18 protein-coding genes and 1 pseudogene are annotated in these 17,708 nt (G+C 49.9%); 6 read left to right on the top strand and 13 right to left on the bottom strand.

Features of this window, described 5'->3' with window-relative positions; all coding sequences use genetic code 11:
- Positions 1-10 precede the first annotated feature (10 nt).
- The 6 genes from H6G21_RS03730 to H6G21_RS03755 form a co-directional block, all read right to left on the bottom strand.
- On the bottom strand, positions 11-445 hold the full coding sequence (locus H6G21_RS03730; protein WP_190570684.1) for a phage tail protein: 435 nt from the start codon (positions 443-445) through the stop codon (positions 11-13).
- Positions 446-619: 174 nt separating this feature from the next.
- Complete coding sequence (locus H6G21_RS03735) at positions 620-2,050, bottom strand: phage tail sheath C-terminal domain-containing protein (RefSeq protein ID WP_190570686.1); 1,431 nt, start codon at positions 2,048-2,050, stop codon at positions 620-622.
- A 15-nt stretch (positions 2,051-2,065) separates the two neighbouring features.
- Entirely contained in the window at positions 2,066-3,073 is a 1,008-nt protein-coding gene (locus H6G21_RS03740) for a hypothetical protein (protein ID WP_190570688.1), read from the bottom strand.
- Positions 3,074-3,152: 79 nt separating this feature from the next.
- Positions 3,153-3,719, bottom strand: coding sequence for a DUF4255 domain-containing protein (locus H6G21_RS03745; RefSeq protein WP_190570690.1), 567 nt, complete (start codon positions 3,717-3,719; stop codon positions 3,153-3,155).
- A gap of 246 nt (positions 3,720-3,965) precedes the next feature.
- Positions 3,966-5,186 (bottom strand): DUF790 family protein, encoded by a 1,221-nt coding sequence (locus H6G21_RS03750; RefSeq protein WP_190570692.1) that lies wholly within the window; start codon positions 5,184-5,186, stop codon positions 3,966-3,968.
- Positions 5,187-5,347: 161 nt separating this feature from the next.
- Complete coding sequence (locus H6G21_RS03755) at positions 5,348-6,307, bottom strand: LysR family transcriptional regulator (protein ID WP_190570694.1); 960 nt, start codon at positions 6,305-6,307, stop codon at positions 5,348-5,350.
- 83 nt (positions 6,308-6,390) lie between these two features.
- Between H6G21_RS03755 and H6G21_RS03760 the strand changes: the two genes are divergently transcribed.
- Positions 6,391-7,146: an iron-containing redox enzyme family protein gene (locus H6G21_RS03760; protein WP_190570696.1), complete on the top strand. Its 756-nt coding sequence runs from the start codon at positions 6,391-6,393 to the stop codon at positions 7,144-7,146.
- A 131-nt stretch (positions 7,147-7,277) separates the two neighbouring features.
- On the opposite strand, the gene H6G21_RS03765 is transcribed toward H6G21_RS03760, so the two are convergent.
- Positions 7,278-7,676 (bottom strand): hypothetical protein, encoded by a 399-nt coding sequence (locus H6G21_RS03765; RefSeq protein ID WP_190570698.1) that lies wholly within the window; start codon positions 7,674-7,676, stop codon positions 7,278-7,280.
- 292 nt (positions 7,677-7,968) lie between these two features.
- Between H6G21_RS03765 and H6G21_RS03770 the strand changes: the two genes are divergently transcribed.
- On the top strand, positions 7,969-8,160 hold the full coding sequence (locus H6G21_RS03770) for a hypothetical protein (protein WP_190570702.1): 192 nt from the start codon (positions 7,969-7,971) through the stop codon (positions 8,158-8,160).
- Positions 8,161-8,709: 549 nt separating this feature from the next.
- On the opposite strand, the gene H6G21_RS03775 is transcribed toward H6G21_RS03770, so the two are convergent.
- Complete coding sequence (locus H6G21_RS03775) at positions 8,710-9,087, bottom strand: VOC family protein (RefSeq protein ID WP_190570704.1); 378 nt, start codon at positions 9,085-9,087, stop codon at positions 8,710-8,712.
- A 114-nt stretch (positions 9,088-9,201) separates the two neighbouring features.
- Positions 9,202-10,293 carry a tRNA (adenosine(37)-N6)-dimethylallyltransferase MiaA gene (gene miaA, locus H6G21_RS03780; protein WP_190570706.1) on the bottom strand — a complete coding sequence of 364 codons (1,092 nt, stop codon included), beginning with the start codon at positions 10,291-10,293 and terminating at the stop codon, positions 9,202-9,204.
- A 240-nt stretch (positions 10,294-10,533) separates the two neighbouring features.
- On the opposite strand from miaA, the gene gyrB reads away from it, so the two are divergent.
- The 3 genes and pseudogenes from gyrB to H6G21_RS03795 all read left to right on the top strand — a co-directional run bounded on the left by gyrB (position 10,534) and on the right by H6G21_RS03795 (position 13,533).
- A complete protein-coding gene (gene gyrB, locus H6G21_RS03785) occupies positions 10,534-12,471 on the top strand; it encodes a DNA topoisomerase (ATP-hydrolyzing) subunit B (RefSeq protein WP_190570709.1) in 1,938 nt (645 codons plus the stop codon).
- Between the two features lie 165 nt (positions 12,472-12,636).
- A pseudogene (locus tag H6G21_RS03790) lies at positions 12,637-12,747 on the top strand (P-loop NTPase fold protein); the annotation flags it as partial.
- Positions 12,748-12,855: 108 nt separating this feature from the next.
- The gene (locus tag H6G21_RS03795) at positions 12,856-13,533 is read left to right on the top strand and encodes a DNA-processing protein DprA (RefSeq protein WP_190570711.1); all 678 of its coding nucleotides are present in this window, start codon (positions 12,856-12,858) and stop codon (positions 13,531-13,533) included.
- Positions 13,534-13,557: 24 nt separating this feature from the next.
- Here H6G21_RS03795 and H6G21_RS03800 read toward each other — a convergent pair whose 3' ends face one another.
- From H6G21_RS03800 to H6G21_RS03810, 3 genes are all read right to left on the bottom strand, one after another.
- Complete coding sequence (locus H6G21_RS03800) at positions 13,558-14,331, bottom strand: HEAT repeat domain-containing protein (protein WP_190570713.1); 774 nt, start codon at positions 14,329-14,331, stop codon at positions 13,558-13,560.
- Between the two features lie 131 nt (positions 14,332-14,462).
- Entirely contained in the window at positions 14,463-14,804 is a 342-nt protein-coding gene (locus H6G21_RS03805; protein ID WP_190570716.1) for a hypothetical protein, read from the bottom strand.
- 20 nt (positions 14,805-14,824) lie between these two features.
- Positions 14,825-16,372, bottom strand: a complete 1,548-nt coding sequence (locus H6G21_RS03810) for a bifunctional aminoglycoside phosphotransferase/ATP-binding protein (RefSeq protein WP_190570718.1) — start codon at positions 16,370-16,372, stop codon at positions 14,825-14,827.
- 13 nt (positions 16,373-16,385) lie between these two features.
- Between H6G21_RS03810 and H6G21_RS03815 the strand changes: the two genes are divergently transcribed.
- The gene (locus H6G21_RS03815; protein ID WP_190570720.1) at positions 16,386-16,538 is read left to right on the top strand and encodes a hypothetical protein; all 153 of its coding nucleotides are present in this window, start codon (positions 16,386-16,388) and stop codon (positions 16,536-16,538) included.
- Positions 16,539-16,686: 148 nt separating this feature from the next.
- Here the strand turns inward: H6G21_RS03815 and H6G21_RS03820 are convergent, their stop codons facing one another.
- Positions 16,687-17,175 (bottom strand): DUF4079 domain-containing protein, encoded by a 489-nt coding sequence (locus H6G21_RS03820; RefSeq protein WP_190570722.1) that lies wholly within the window; start codon positions 17,173-17,175, stop codon positions 16,687-16,689.
- Positions 17,176-17,708: the final 533 nt, after the last annotated feature.

Raw genomic sequence — 17,708 nt, forward strand, 5'->3', positions numbered from 1 at the left:
GGTTGTGGTACTAATCGTTTTGCAGTTCCAGTCCTTCGTGGGCAATTTCGATCGATTCGATCGCCACTTCATTGCCCGATGCCTTGAGTTGTGGCCCTTCCACTTTGACGGGAAAAGCATTGTGAACTTTCCAGACCATGACAGGTTGGTGTTGCTCATTCAATAAACTAATCACCAAATCCCGCCGTTCCACCGTATTCAACTTGACGGTGTTGAGCCAGTTGAAAAAGTCGTTGTCACTTTTGATAATGCCCCGTTTCAGCGTGATGTTGTTGAACTTGCGCAGTCCCGGCATTTTAATCGATGAATATTCCGGAAAGGAGCCATCCCGGTACTCGATCGCTTGGTTTTCTTGGGTCAGGCCGGAGACTTCCGAAAACCCGACACGCTTGCCCCCCCACTCAACGGTGAAATGAAAAACGGGAATAGGATAGTTGTTTGCCATAGTGTGCCATGCCTTGTAGAGAAAATCGTAGGACGGATTCAACTGTGATCGGCAAGATCACAGAATTACCAACAGGATTACCAATGGAAAGGGTTGCAAAGGGAGCAAGGGTTAAATTGAAGCTCGATCGAACCTGCTCCCCAAAAGATTCACAACGGTTTGATTCACAACGGTTTAAGAGGTTTGCAACTTGTGGGAGAACTTGAGGATAATAAACTCCGCCGGACGCACCACAGCCATGCCAATTTCCACGTTCATCCGACCTTCCAGAATATCTTGGGCGGACATCGTAGTTCCCAGGCCACATTTGACGAAAAAGGCATCCTTGGGCGTTGCCCCCGCCAAGGCCCCTTCCCGCCACTTTTGCAGCAGATAGTTTTCAATCATGCCGCGCACCTTGACCCAGGTATTGGCATCATTGGGCTCAAAGACAGCCCAGTAGGTGGATTTCTTCACCGATTCCTCCACCATGTTGTAGAAGCGACGGACGGAGACATAGCGCCATTCGTTATCATTTCCGGCTAGCGTGCGTGCGCCCCAAACTAAGGTGCCCTTTCCCGCAAAAGCTCGAATCGCATTAATCGACTTACCTGCGCCGGGATTGACATTGAGTTCATCCTGATTGGCATTGTCTAACCGAACGACTGGCCCGACGACGGTGTTGATGCTCACGTTGGCAGGCGCTTTCCAAACTCCTCGCGCTGCATCGACGGTTGCATAAATGCCAGCGACTGCACTGCTGGGGGGTAAGGTGGTAAACAGATCTGCTAATTTCTTCTTGATGTTGTTATAGTTGGCTGTGTTGTAATTTGCGTTAGCTGGATCGTTGAGATTTGCCAGGGTTAAACTATTCAGAGGCCCCGCAGCGTTATCCGCATCTGCCGCTTCATCGGGTTGGTTAATCGCGATCGTGGCATCACTGTAAGCGTAATTTAGCCCAGACTTAATAAAGGGATAGTAGGCCGCACCGTACTTCAGGTTGTTGTTACCCAATAAGTCACGATAGGCATCAATTTCGCTGGTTACGTAGGTCGATTTGCCCCGCGTCACATCCATAACGGCAAAGCGATCCTTGAGGCGAGCGCATTGGGCCAAGACTGCCTGCATGAGTGTGCCGTAGTTGGTTCCAGCCCCCGAATCCAGGAGCACCGCATCGGGGATGACAATCAAGGTCGGCTCATCTTCCTTAGAAATCGCCTGCAAGCCCCCCAGCAGTCCCGTTGTATTATCTCCCAAGGCCACGGCTCCACTGGTGTCTCCCACGGAAACCACATAGCATTTGCCACCGCCATTGTCGAAAAACATCCGCATACAGTAATACAGATAATGGCTGAGGGTCGGTTCCGCGATCGAGAGAATGGGGTAAATTCCGTTGCTGTCCCGCGTTTCTGATAGCGTTACGGTTAGCGTTTCGTTTTTTGCGGTGCCGAACAAACTCTCGTATTCTAATAACGAGCTAATCTTGGTGGGTTGATTGCGCAAATTGGCTGGACTGAGTTGGGTATAGCCAATAAACGCAGGAATGGCAGTTTCCACCTCAGCCACCGAGGGCGGAAAAACAGACAGTTCTTCGATGTAAACGTCGGGGGTTTTGTAGGTAGGCATAGTTGAGTTGAGCGCTTAAGGTTTGGATAGTTGAATAATCAAATCGGCGGTCGATCGATCGATGTCCGGGGCCGGAAGGTGAGGAATTAAAATATCGCCATTCCGACTGAGCTGAATTTTGCGGCGGGCCATTTGCTGTCGAGAGACGACTTGTTGCGACTGAAATAGCAGCACTTGCGATTGGGCATTGCCTAATAAGTTGGGGGCCAGGTCATTGGCCGTAAAATTAGGCGCTAATACCTTCGTAAAGGTAATTTGAGGTCGCTGATCCTCCGTAAAGCCCGTATCGGTTACGGTAAGTTGTCCCAATTCAAGATCGGTATATTTTTGCGTCACCACATAGTATTTCAAGGTCTCTTGCTTAGCCGTAAACGGAATTGAAAAGGCAGGAGGACTACTATAAAATGTGGGGTCGATCGTAACTTCTAAAAAGCCAAAAATATCCTGACTAATCAGTTCTTCATCCAGGTAGTAATCAGTGCGTTGACTGCGACTAGGATAGAGTTCCTCAACTTGATACAATCCGGCTGACAATCCAGTTAAATCATAGGCGATGTCTCCTTGGGTTTGAGTGCTGCCCAATACTTGATTGCGTAAAATTTGCCCCTGACTATTTTTGAGATTGACCGTGACAGGCCGATCGGGAAATTGTAGAAAATGCTGCCACTGTGAACCAACTAAAATCGTCGATCGATGCAGATCTAAAGTAGATACAATTGTCTGATTACGATACAGCGGTTTGAATCGTCCTAAATCAAAACTAAAGGCCGTAAAGTTAGTGAAGTAGGGATTGAGTAACTTTAAAGCAAACCTCAACCGACTCCCCTCGAAAGTCACGATCGGTTGTTCCGTATCGTCTACTTCAAATAACACATACAAGCGATCGTGATAGGATTTCGCAATGAGCCTTCCTCTTTGAAGTGCTTGAATGGTATCTCTTGGAAAAATAAAGCTAAAATCCGGACACAATTCCCGATAGTAACTATGGGGAATTTCAACGGTAAACAGTGTTTTAAACTGCATGACTAAGGCTCTCCTATTGCCTTTCGAGGAGCCAGCAGGTAACACACCCTACTTGAATATTAACGAACCTGATCCCCCATTAGTGATGAAGATTTATATTGATTGTGGTGAGGGGGCGTTGGACTTTTTGAGGTTCTATATCTTGCAGGATGACCATGCGGACTTTGTAGATGACAGAAGGTAAATGCTTGCCGCCAATAAAGGCCCAAACCTGATTTAATTGTTCGTAATTCAAGGACTGAAGTTCGATCGCTAACTTGCCGATTTTTGGATCAAGTCCTGGATATTCTTCCGATGTAAAAACAGAGTGAGCCTGAAAAAACAAAAGAATATAGGACAGATACTTCAACGCCTGATCATAGAGCTTAAAATTTGCAGCAAATAACACATGCAAATTTAGCTTCAAATCTGGCTCTTGCACAACATGTTGACCATTCAGATAGCTATGGTCTGGAAGGTGGGATTTAAAAATACGATCTTCTTCCAAATTAATAATAGTGGCTCCGATCGTTTCCCCTTCCAAAGCATATTTCCCAGCTTCATCCACCAGCCTACTCATTTCCACTTTGACGGTATCTGATCCAGTTCTCGTAAATAAGTAGGCATTCAACTCGTCTTGGAGAAATTTAAGGGCGATATCTAGCATGATAATTCATGATGTTAAGTCGGGTATTTGATAGATGGACTGTGATAGCTAGACTGTAATTCTAGACTGTGATAGCTAGACTGTGATACTAGACACTGTATCTTGGGCACTCTATATTTTCTAAGCTTAAATTTTTAAACTTGAAGCGTCACTGTAGTATGAAGTAACTTTAGCGAAGTCAGCATAAATTTATATTTGCATGTAAAAATACATCCTATTTGAGAAGAAATTTCGGATTCTTGATAATTAAATTTCTTCCAACACCGCAAGAATGGCCTTCGGGAGTAACTGATCCTTAAACCAGACAAGCTTCGCGGGCACATCCGTTAGCTTAATGCCCGCTTTTTCCAGATTCAGGCGTTCCGAGACGGCCAAAATTAAATCCGATCGCTCGGCTTTGCGCACTTGGGCAAATTTTTTCTGCAAATATTCCGGTCGCCAGTAACCCACGATTTCCAGCAAGACCGATCGACCGTCGGGATGCACCAGGCGAAAGTCGGGAATCATGACGCTGCCGGGAATCGCGACCAAATCCACTTCCCGTTCCAATTTCCACTCCGTTTTGGTTTTGTTCCAGCGATCGACAAAGCCTTGCTCCAACATGCTGTCGTAGGTTTTGCCGGGGGGATAGTGGGTGACCAATCCACAGTCGGCCTCAAGGGTGAAGCGTCCCTTGCGCACCTGGCCGGAATAATAATCCTTCAGTTGCAAGTCTGCGGTTAAACTCCACTTCGTGACATGCAGCAGGGCTGGTAGAAGTTTGGCCAAGGAGAGTCCGTAGCGGGTGGAGGGCTGAAACAGGCTGGTTGGCCCATCGAGGGTGAGGGTAAAGCCATGGTCGGCGTCCCCTTCGATGTAACTCATCAATTGGAATAATTTGATATAGCGAAACAGGAGCTTGTACTGGCCCGGATCGTTGCGGTGGGCGTCAATTTGCACATGACTCGATCGATAAAAGACGCCCTGCACTTGGGATAAATTGTAGCGATGAATTAACGCTTCCGGCGTCGGCGCATCAAAGGTCGTGAGAATTTGGTTATCGGGCAGATCGGCATAGAGTCCGGCTTGGACTTGTTCGACTAATACTTCTTGACCGAGTTCCTGGGTCAGTTGGTTTGCCACGGTTTCCAGGGTGGCGGTGGTATTTTGGCGGCTGGGAATTGTGGTGGCAGAGAGGGCAAACACCTTTTCCCGCAACATCGGCGGCTCCAAAGGACTCACCGTTTCAAACTCACTAAAAGCACTGGTCAGCAAATGGGCTAATCCCCGCTTGACCCGATAGTCCGTTTCTTCCCCTTCCAACTCCTGCAACAGTCGATTCAGTTCCCCCCGCTTGTCCCCCTTGGCGGACTGGAAAATGGCAATCAAATCCGCAGCCATTTCTAGGACATCATCGGTTAGGGCTAGGCGTTTCGGCTGCACCTCTTCACCGTTGAAACGATGCATGAGTAAATCGGTGGGTAACATGGAAGCTTACAGGACACGACCTATTCAACCATACTGGAAACAGGACTGATAACACAACCGTTGTCGATCTCTGGAGAGATAACTCGGTGCAACATCTTCACGGAAATAACTCTATGAGAATAATGAGAGATTACTACAAGCCAACATTGACAAGCCAATATTTACCAAGAATCCAGCAGCGATAAATTCATCACCTCCTGCACCACTTTGAGGAACTGACGGAGTACAGCCGATCGATCCTCCCTGCGCCACACGATCGCAATCCGTCGGTTCAGGGTGGCATTCTGGAGCGATCGGTACACGACCCCCTCCCGTTGCAGCGTTTGGACATGATTCGGCAAAATCGACACACCGACGCCCGCCGCTACCATGCTGAGTAAGGTCACGACTCCCGTCACCGTTACCGTTGGGTTGATTTTAGGTTCAAAGCCAGCTTCACGGCAAAGGGTAATAATCTTTTCATAGAAGGGTAAAACATCGAGGGACGGCAAGAGAATGGCCTCATGGGCGATCGCGGTTAGGGGAATCGTTGAGCGGCTGGCCAGTGCATGGTGGCTGGGTAATGCAACTACAAAATATTCTTCAAGAATGGGTTGAATGCTCAACGCTGCATCTGTTTCTGGGAACGTGGAAGCCCGTTGAAAAATCACATCTAATTGATGTTTCTTGAGCATCTGAACCTCCTGCTGAATCGTCACTTCATGGAGTTCTAGATCCACTTTGGGAAACCGTTGGGAAAACGTTTGCACAATCTCCGGTAGCATTGTATTCGCGATCGAATTATTCATGCCAATTGCTAATCGTCCGATCGTTCCCTGACTGGCTTGACGCGCATTATTAATGGCTCGTTCTAAATACATCAACGCTTGCTGTGCATCGGCTTGAAAGGCTTGTCCAGCTTCGGTGAGCGCCATAGGCCGTTTGTGGCGATCGAAGAGCTTGACTTCCTGCGGTTGATTATGGCTGAGAAAGGCTTCTAGTGCTTGAATGCGTTGACTCAGGGGCGGTTGTTTAATCCCGATTCGTTTGGCGGCTTCGGTAACATTGTTATGACTTTGCACAATTTCCAGAAAGTAGTAAATCTGTCGCAGCTCAATTTCGCTGAGTTCTTGCCACTGCATAATTAACTATATCCTACAAGATATTTTGTCATTCAATTTTCATCCTATAGGATATGGAGGCTTCCAAGCTGTAGGAGAATCCTATGCAAACTGCTACAACCTCTAGCCGCCTCAACCGAGATATTGCACTCTCCCCTCACGTCCAAGTCAAACAGCAGGAAATTAGTGAACGCGCGATCGCCCATTGCCAAATCGCCCTCGATCGCAGTCGTTTTTTTAGCTTGCTTCGAGCTGGGGAAATGCCGCAATCCCTGATGCAGTATGTCTTTTTGCAGTATGGGCTCTGGCGCGATCGCTTGCATCAATGGTTTGGCCTCTGCATTGTTAAAGCGCCCAGTTGCACCCACCCCGACCAAAAGTTAGCGATCATGTCCCTGGCCGATCATACGTTTACTGATCTACAAGATGGCCATAGCGAAATGTTTATGGAATTGCTACGATCGCTAAATCTTGATGAATCCGTTCTCCAATCAACCCCGCGCAGTCCTGCCACCCTAGCCTACGAGCGCTCATTTTTTGACAGGTTTGGCCACGGTACTGATAATTTCTATGAGGCATTAGCGGGCTTGAGTGGCCGTGAACTCTGCGTGTCGCTTCGCAATCAACGGATTCTACAACAGTACTTTGATGTCCATCAGTTAGCCCATCCCGAATGGTTAGCCCTGCACGCAGAATTGGAAGTCGATCACTTCCTAGATGCGATTCGTCCGGTGTTAATTCACTATGCAGAAGATTCGCTGAAATTGTTGGAACTATGGCAGGCCGTTGAGCAGAGCATCGATCGGCATGTGCAATATTTTGATGATCTTCTGAGCGAATTTGAAGCTCAAGTGACATGACTGTTGGAGCGCGCGATTCATGGTTGATACGCCCTCGGTCAGTCTATGACACAAGGTCTGATTGTATGACACAAGGTCTGATTGTATGACACAAGGTCTGATTGGGCGATAACCACCGTCGAAATCGTCTTTCATTTTTTGATTGCCAACGTTGCTCTATAATCTTCCGGTGCAATGGTTTTTCCACTCTGTCGATCGGGGCTGAGTTTGGTTAACCGAATCGCGTAACCCCGATATTGCACAACGTGATCCCGTTCTGCCGTCTTGAAGATGGCAGTTGTTCTCTTTCGTTTGCGCTGAAGGGTTAGCTTGACTTCCGCATTGCCTGCCCAGTAGCAATCCACCTCGATCGGGCAGCGACTATCGGTTAAGACCGAGTCGAATTGGACGGTTATTTGGCTTTTGGGCATGGCAACTTCTTGCCCCGGTTTCAGCGTGAATTCATATTCGATCGGGCTTGCATTCACACTACAAACGACTAGCATCCAACTGAGGCAAAAAATCGCAACTCGTGCGATCGTCTTGTTCATGTAGACTCCCTTGATTGCCCTGGATGGGGCTGACGGTTTTTCGGAGGTCTAACGTTCATCGCCCTCCAACTTATGCATGCTTCTCACCAAGCTCGCCCAGAATATGCCAAGCCCTCCAAGTAGGATCCATTCGTCCGTTTTCACCGCTGAAGAGCTGTATTATAAGCAAAATTAATCTTTTTGCTGTAAGCCAGAAGAAAATAAAATGCTTAATTGTATCGTTCTGTACTTTTCGATACAGTTTTTCAACTGTTATAGTAAGCTTAGGATACAGAAGCAAGGAGAAAAGTAAATGTCTACTCAAGAACGTGCTCGCGCTTTGATGGTCAACCAACGGCAAAATCTGCGCAACCGGAAACAATGCATGACTAGCCGTTATGCCTCTGGCCTGGGCCTGTCTACGGATACCGTCGGTTCCTTAAACCAGATCGAAGGGGATGTTTACCGCGCGGTGTATAACCGGGGCCAAGTTGGGTTGAACTAGTCAGTTGGGTTGAACTAGTCAGTTGGGTTGAACGAGCTAGTTAAGCTAACCAGGTAAACAAGCCCACTGCGACGATCGACAAGGGACTCGGTTAAACTTGGGATTCATCTCCCAAATTTGCTGGATACAAGTTGGGCAATGGCCTGAATTCAGCATTGCAGGTTAGATGCAATCCTGCATAATCTTTAGAACGCGACAGGATGACTGCTGAATGCAGAGGTCGAGGGCTGGCGGATCGAGCATTGTAGGCTGATCTAACGGCTGAGAGGACTTTGCAGGGGCGATCGCGTTAACTCATTTCACCTTGTTCCAAATTCGTCGCTCAAATGACTTTACGATCGTGGTTTTCTTGTAAAAGAAGACACGATCGTATTTTTTTTGACATCAGTTTTGTGAATCACTTCAGCAATCAATTGGAAACGACATCTACAATCGTTTACCGACAAGCATTCACCAATTGTTTGCCGACAAGCATTCACCGACAATCGTTTACCGAAAAGCCTCTATCTACAATCATCTACTGACAAGCGTTTACCGAAAAGCGCGGTCTTATTTAGCAGCAGAAAAAATAGTAATACCATTGCGATCGGGATCCACAAAGCTAGCAACAACTCCACCCCAATCTTTCGCTTCGGGTTTGCTGACAAACTCTACCCCTTTGCGCACGAGGCTTTCATACAGCGCCCGAACATCCTCCACCTCAAAGGACACGCCTGTGAAACGACCGGCTAGTTTCCAGGCTTGTTGCGCCTCCACATCCACGGTTTCCACTACCAGTTGCACGGCTCCCACATCAAACAGGAGAAATCCGTTAGCTCGCCCATCCTCCTTCGGCACCCACCCCAGCATGTCGCAGTAAAAAATCTTGGCATTCTCGATATCCGATACGAAGACCCGCACAGCATTTAGCGACCAATTTTGTGCCATGATTCTTCCACCCCAGCACTAGCAATGTGTTTTCACTCTAGCTTGGCTTTTCAGAAAATTTGTGACGCGCTTAACTAATTGTCAATTTAGTTTAATTTTGTGTTGTTAATGGTGCTAGATCGCTGGGTTAGTCGAAGCATTAGTCGGCGTATTAGTCTGCGTGTTCGCCTGGGTCATAAAGCCTTGTACCCGCTGCCACACCTGTTCGACGAGATCCGGGGCATCGGCATCAAACCATTCCACCTCAGGATAGGCCCGAAACCAGGTGCGTTGGCGTTTGGCAAACTGGCGGGTGTGCAACACCGTCAAATCCTCTGCTTCAGTGAGGGAAATCTTACCTTGCAAGTATTGCCGCACTTCTTGGTAACCCAGGGTATTCAACAACGGCAGCGCGTCCCCGTATTTCTCCACTAATTGCTTCACCTCTTCCCCAAAGCCCTGGGCAAACATCTGCTGGGTTCGGCACCGGATCCGATCGTCAATCTGTGCGGATTCCAAGCCAATCTGCAAAATGGGATAGGCGGGGGGATGCTCGCCCTGTTGCTCTGTAATGGGGTGGCCCGTGACGTAATACACCTCTAAGGCCCGCAGGGTGCGTACGGTATCATTGGCGTGGATTTTGGTCGCCGCGATCGGATCCACCTGTTGCAGTAAGGCATAGCACCAAGGCTGACCGAGGTTGACCAATTGCGATCGCAGTTGCGGCTGGGGAGCAACTCGGGGAATCTGCATCCCGCGTGTGATGGACTTAATGTATAGTCCGGTGCCGCCGACCAACAGTGGCCAGGGGGTTGGGTGCGATCGGCCCCAGTCAGTCAATACTTGATTCACCCGCGCCTGAAAATCCGCCACCGTCAGGGTTTCCGTGGGGTCGCAAACGTCGATCAATGCATGGGGCACTTGTTTTTGATCTTCGATGCTCGGTTTTGCGGTTCCAATGCTAAACTCTCGATACACTTGCCGCGAATCTGCGCTAATAATCAGGGAATTCAGCCGTTGGGCGATCGCGATCGCCAGTCCTGACTTACCGGAAGCCGTTGCACCGCAGATCACGAGTAGGCCGGGGACTATCCAGTTTGGCACTTCTAAATCTGGTACAATTGCATTACTAAAAAGACGGTGCGATCGGTCGTGCGATCGGGGTTGCCCAAGTTGGTTTTCCGGGGCATCTATAGATGGTAATTGAGCTGAATCGATCCCTGTCATAAACCTGTCGTGAGATGGCTCTAAAATCGCCTGCAAGCCTTTTGTGTTAAAATTTAGGTGATATTTGTTATATTGAATCGGCTGCAACTGAATTGTTCTGGACAATATGGTTCTGGATTGTGGATAGCACTTCACTGGAGTCCCAGGAAACCTGCCATCCCTTCAGGAAAACTGAGTCATTGGCATCCAGTGCAACCCAGTTAACCCACGTTAAACCTGCCCAGACGGAGAACGTCACCCATGACTAACAACTATGGCGCTCAACAGATCCAAGTCCTAGAGGGGCTGGAGCCTGTGCGGAAACGCCCAGGGATGTATATCGGGAGTACCGGCCCTCGGGGGTTGCATCACCTAGTTTACGAGGTTGTGGACAACTCCGTAGACGAAGCTTTGGCAGGGTATTGCAAAAATATTGATGTGGTCATCCATGCCGATGGCTCGGTGTCGGTGACGGATGATGGCCGGGGGATTCCCACGGATCTGCACCCGAAGACGGGGAAATCTGCCTTGGAAACCGTGCTGACCATCCTGCACGCCGGTGGGAAGTTTGGGGATGGTGGCTACAAGGTCTCTGGGGGCTTGCACGGGGTGGGGATTTCCGTGGTGAATGCGCTCTCGGACTGGGTGGAAGTGACCGTCTGGCGCAATAAGAAGGTGCATACCCAACGCTACGAACGGGGTATTCCTAAGACTGAGCTAATGGTTCAAGATGGGGCGGGCAATAAGACGGGAACGTCCGTGCGCTTCATGCCTGATGTCTCGATTTTCACTGAGACGATCGAGTTTGAATACAACACGCTTTCGGGGCGTCTGCGGGAGTTGGCTTACCTGAATGGGGGCGTCAGAATCATCTTTATCGATGAGCGGGAAAAGGCGCTGAAGGATGGCCAGCCCCACAGCGAAACCTACTTCTATGAAGGGGGGATCCGCGAGTATGTTACCTACATGAACCGCGAAAAGCAGTCGCTGCACGAGGAAATTATCTACATTAACGCTGAGCGGAATAACGTGCAGGTGGAAGTGGCGATGCAGTGGTGTGTTGACGCCTATAGTGACAACATTCTGGGTTTTGCCAACAACATTCGTACGATCGATGGGGGGACGCACCTAGAGGGCTTGAAGGCGGTGCTGACCCGGACGCTGAACAACGTGGCTCGTAAGCGCGGCAAACTGAAGGAAAATACCCCCAATTTGGCGGGGGAAAATATCCGAGAAGGGCTGACGGCGGTGATTTCCGTGAAGGTGCCGGATCCGGAATTTGAAGGCCAAACCAAGACGAAGTTGGGCAATACGGAAGTGCGGGGAATTGTGGATTCCCTGGTCAATGAAGTGTTGACGGAGTATTTGGAGTTTCGGCCCCAGGTGGCGGATACGATCCTGGAAAAGGCGATTCAGGCCTTTAACGCAGCGGAAGCTGCACGGCGGGCACGGGAGCTAGTGCGGCGGAAGTCGGTGCTGGAGTCTTCGACGTTGCCGGGTAAGTTGGCGGATTGTGCTTCGCGGGATCCGTCGGAGTCGGAAATCTACATCGTGGAAGGGGATTCTGCGGGTGGATCGGCTAAGCAGGGGCGCGATCGCCGCTTCCAGGCGATTTTGCCTTTGCGGGGTAAGATTCTCAACATTGAGAAGACCGATGATGCCAAGATCTACAAGAATACGGAAATCCAGGCGTTGATTACGGCGCTGGGGTTGGGGATTAAGGGTGAGGAGTTCGATGAGGGGCAGTTGCGCTATCACCGGATCATCATCATGACCGATGCGGATGTGGATGGGGCGCATATTCGGACGTTGTTGTTAACGTTCTTCTATCGCTATCAGCGGGAAATGGTCGATCGCGGGTTTGTCTATATTGCCTGCCCGCCGTTGTACAAGCTGGAGCGGGGGCGTCAGCATCACTATTGCTATAGCGATCGGGATTTGCATCAACGGATTGCTGAGTTTCCGGCCAATGCGAATTACAACATTCAACGCTTTAAAGGGTTGGGTGAAATGATGCCGCAGCAGTTGTGGGAAACGACGATGAATCCGGAAACGCGGACGCTGAAGAAGGTGGAAATTGAAGATGCGGCTGAGGCCGATCGGGTGTTTACGGTGTTGATGGGCGATCGGGTGGCTCCCCGTCGGGAGTTTATTGAAACCTATGGGCCGAAGTTGAATCTGGCGGATTTAGATATCTAGGTTGTTGATTTAGACTGCTGGGTTTAAGTGTTAATCGCCGATCGGGATCGATCGGCGATTCTAGTAAATAAATTAAGGACTGTAGTTCCAATGAACAATACTATTAATAGTCATGTCGCTACATATCTAGACTAGTACTGTGGTTTATCCCATGATCCAGGTTTTGCTGTTCTTCTACAGGGTAAGTGGGGATCTGGAAAGACTTGGTTTATCAAAAGACATTGTGAAAGACTGAAGGAAAACCATGCTAAATATCTCTATAGCAATCCGACGTGAATCGTGAGAGAGCTATCCAGAGGCTGTAAGGCTTGAGGCCGAATTCTGCTCATAAATCAGATCGGATTGCTATATAAAGCAGATAAACTCATAATACTGCTGACGTTTATGTCTGCACCCACTCCAAATTTACAAACCCTTTTTCCCAAGGATGCCACCTATCCGATTGCCCTAAAAACCAGTGCTGCTTTTAAAACTGCGCCACCGCTGGCTGCGATCGGCAATCTTGACTTGCTTGCCCAGAATGCTACGCCGCCCAGTTGTTCCAAAACCCTTGCCCTCTTCTGTTCTAAGCAATGTCCTGGTGACCTCATCCTTAAAACCTACGACCTTGCTCAAGCGTTGCGAGATGCCAATATTTCCGTTATCAGCGGCTTCCATACCCCGATCGAACAAGACTGCCTCAAAATTTTGCTTCGGGGTATCCAACCGATCATTCATTGTCCTGCCCGCAGTATTCATCAAATGCGTCTCTCCCCAGCGCAAAAACAGGCGATCGGTGCAAATCGCTTATTGCTAATTTCGCCCTTTAGCGCCAGCTATCCTCGTATAACAGCTGAACTGGCTGCGAAACGAAATGCAATGATTGGAGCGATCGCACACATCATCTTGATTGCCTACGCCGCCCCGAACAGCAAAACCCTAGCGTTGGCCCAAAGCCTGATTGCAGCAGGAAAATTCGTAGCGACTTTAGCTAGCCCTAGCAACCCCTTGTTACAGGAGCAAGGCATTGTTGTGCTGGATATCAATAACGAAGAACTGGATTTCATCACAACACTGCAATAGCAACTTGCCTTGATCCTTTGGCCCCTACAACCCTCTAATCCTTTGATGATCAACGTAGTATAAGTGATCCAGTGCCTCCTGTGCTGCTTTACGAACCGCTGGATCGGGATCATGCCTGACCACTTCCTCAAGTAATAAAGTGCTGCCTGGGACTTCTACCCCGATCGCGCCCAACGCTGACACCATACTGATACGAACACTGGGAACGGTATCCTTCAGCAGAGGGGTGAGTTCAGGTACCGTAGATTTTGCTGCGTCGCCCATCGTGCCTAGTACATCAGCGGCCTGACTGCGAACCTCGGGATTAGTATCTTTTAACTGGGTGATCAGTTCGGGGATGAGTTCTGAGGTTAGCTCGGCTTTGCCCATGTAACCCAGTGCGATCGCTGCACCATAACGAGTATTCCGATCGGAATCTTGCAGAAGTGGCTGGATCGTTTGCAGCACCTTCGCCACAACTTGGGAATCCGGCTGCCAGGACTCCCGCATCGTCAGACGATATATCGCCTCAGCCGCACTCTTTCGAATGCCAAGATTAGGGTCTTTCAGCAGGTCGGTAAGGCCGGGAATGATGGCAATTTTAGCGGGGTCATCGAGACGATCGATCTGGTAGACAGCAGGTTTACGGGTTTCGAGGTTAGTGTCACGTAGCTGCGAGAGAATTTGCGGAATGGCCTCTGTATTCAGCCAGTTGGACTGTTCGGAAACCGCCGCTGGAGCATTGGAGGGAGCGGCATTCACCGGATTGACGAAGAGAATTAAGAGGCTGCAAAAGCAGAGAATGAAGGTTGATTTCATGGTAACTATGGCTGGCGATCGCGCAATTAGAAACCACCTACATCCAGCAACTCAGAGCTGATGCAGTCGATCGTCAACCAGTCTCCCTCGAAAGCTTGTTCAGAATAGAGCGATCGGGGATTCGATCAAACCTAAATCCGCTTCCAGAACTGCACCTGCTCCCAAAGCAATTCCCAGGAGAATTCTTGCTTCCGGCGAGCCCGCCGCGACAACGTCCGGAAGCGACGGCGGTTTTCCCGCACGATCGCCACATCCTCCAGACTCGCGTCCTCTACAGGCTCCGCCTTCTTTGGCTCCTCTTTAATCTCCCACCAAGCAATGATCACCCCCGAGGCCACCCCTCCGATCGCCCCTAGCAAAATGCTGAGCGGCACCGGATACCCCAACACCCAAAACGCTAGCAGAAAAATTAGCCAAACTTGGATGCCAGCGGCGAAACCTTTAGAGAGAACATCATTGGGTGGGAGAGCCATAGTTAAATACGAGCCACAGACTAGAGATTTGCTAGCTCTAATTGTGCCTTCAGATCCTCAGTTGTGTTCACCGATTTTACGAACTCTTGCTCAGAATCTGTGAATGCCTCAAAAGACTGGCCTTCCAGCACGGCCACCGTCGCATCAGCAATATCCCCCGATCGGGCGGCGACTCGATCCCGCAGCACGTCCATCGGCGCTTCACAGGCCACGATCGTCAACGAAATCCCCGCCGCCTGGGTTTGCTCAATCACCGCCTGCCGCAAGGCCACCCGATCGTACTTCGCATCCAGAATCACCGTTTGCCCCTGGGCGGCCAACAGCAACGCCAGATCCAATAGCCGATCGTAGGTCTTCTGGGTCATCTCCGGGGTGTAAATCTCATCGCCGCCCCGTTGCTCCACGGGAATCCCCGCCAACTGCTTGCGCACCGCATCCGATCGTAGGTGGATCGCCCCCTGCTGCCGAGCGATCGCCTTGGCCGTCGTGCTCTTGCCCGATCCCGACAGTCCCGCCATCACAATCACCCGACCCTGGGTGGCCTGGGTGTAGTCATAGGCCAGCCGATAGTAATCCGCTGCGGTCTTGGCTGATGCCTGCTTCACATCGTCGGGAATCGCCGGATCGTCTAGCAGAAACGAAGTGACCTTGGCCCGCACGTAGGCTTGGCGGCTTAGGTACAGCGGCAACACCTGCACGCCTTCGTAGTCCCCCGTCTGCTCCAAGTAGGTATTCAGCAATAGGTTGGCCCAGTCCGATCGACCCCGCGCATCCAAGTCCATGCAGACAAAGCCGACATCATACATCGTGTCCACAAAGCGGAAGGGCTCGTTAAATTCAATGCAATCGAACAGCAGCATCTCGCCATCCCAGCAGGCAATGTTGCGCAGGTGGATATCCCCATGGCATTCGCGAATTTTGTCCGCTGTCCTGCGATCGGCAAAGACTGTGGCCCGATCGACAAAAAAGCGATCGGTATAGGCTTTCGTGGCATCCCATTGGGCCTGGGTTTGTGCCCGATCGATGTAACCTTCACTTTGGGCGTAGTTCTCATCAAAGGCTTGGCGAATTTTGTCTACAGTGCCAAAGCTGCGGATATAGTCATTGGTGGTGGATTGGGCGTGAAAGGCGGCCAACCGCTTGGCTAGGGCTTCAATGTCGGCTTCCGTCAGTTCCCCGCGATCGAACCTCTCGCTCAGCAGCGTCTCCTGGGGAAACTGCACCATCTTCACGGCATATTCCACGACCTCACCCGTCTCGCTAGCCTCAGCACCCAGGTGAAACGCCTCCCCCGACTGCGCCACAGGCACCACATCTAGATACAACTTCGCTGCACCCCGCTGATTCAGCCGCACTTCCTCCTGGGCAAAATGCTGCCGTTTTTCCAGGGTTGAAAAGTCCAGAAACCCAAAGTTCACGGGCTTTTTCAGCTTATAAACAAAGTCACCCGTCAGCAGCACATAGGAAATGTGGGTCTGCACCAGTTGGATCGGCTCCTTCACCGGATGGGGATAGAACTCCGGCTTCAGCATCGCTTGAATCACCGCAGGCAGCGCAGCTTCACTCATAATCAATTCTCTCGTGGGTTCCGCAAAACAGCACCAAGGGTCGCCTTGGCTCTACCTAAAATACCGGAATTTCTGTCCCGATGTGGGTTCTCCACAGAAGATTCATCAGGGCAGTGCGGCGATCGATCGCTCAGTGCCCAGCTTCTGGGATGCCTTGAACCGATGAAAAAAGGCGCTCCTGAGAACGCCCTCCAGTCATCAATTTATGTCGATGAAATTTGTAAATGAAGGTTTTTCATTGCAATTGCAGGCTTTGGTAAGACTGACTGAAACCGTCAGTTACCCGTCAACTACCTTAGATGACAAGCCTCCACTTAGATAGAAAGCCCCAGCTTGAGCCCCAATGCTGCATGAATCACGAGCAACACCATGATCCCACTACCCAGGTAAGCGTGAACATTCCGGGCCCCTTCCACACCTTTTTTGATGCCGAAGAAAGAAATAGCCCCATTGGCCATCAGTAACGCCACCACCAGCGTACCCGTAATAAAGTGGGGGCTTTCCAAAATGGATTTACCCTGCATTACTAAGGATAAAATTCCACCGGTGTAGCCCATGGCGATGAACATCGTCATAAAGGGGGCGGTTTTGCGGTGCAGTTGGCGATTTTTGTCCACCACTTCTTCATCGGTGGAGGTGCGGACTTTCCAGCCTGCCAGGGCTACGGCTCCGCCCATGACAAATGCCACAATCCCCATCATCACAGGATGGCCCCAGTGAACGATCGGTTCCGGCGTATTAAATGAAGCAAACCAGTCCGCGATCGGCTGGAGCTTTTGGGCTAACTCGTCTCCAAAGGCCATTGTGTTCTCCTCTTATCTTCTGCGTCGCTCTTGTCTTCTGCGTAACACCAAGAATCCACAACTCTCAGGGATAATTCTGAAATTTGTGATTCACCTCTTGTATTGTATCCATTTCTTAAAAAAATATTGAATCTCTATCAAGTCTGTTGAGTCTAGGCAAAATCTGATGGCTGTATCTATGGTCTTTTATCCCCCAATCTTACATTCATGTATGGATTGTCAATGATTGACTGTGATGTCTCCTAGAACTTTTGGGGAAAGGATTTCACTTGCTTTCTAGGCTGACTTAGACTCCGATCTATTTCCTCCAAAGGATGCCGTTGGCCTAGGATGGTAACTTGACGAAGCTGGTAAAACGAGTTAGCCTGTAGGTATCAAACAGAGTCCAAACCTAGGATGTTAAGAGCATTTTGGGCTTTTGGGGAGGACAAAGTTTATGAAGTACTTCTTGATGAGAATTCCCGACATACCGGATACGTAGCTGAATATCGAGCTGAATGGATTGCAGTTTGTAGCTTGCTTCGATCGTTTGC

The sequence above is a fragment of the Alkalinema sp. FACHB-956 genome (assembly GCF_014697025.1).
GTDB lineage: Bacteria > Cyanobacteriota > Cyanobacteriia > Leptolyngbyales > Leptolyngbyaceae > Alkalinema.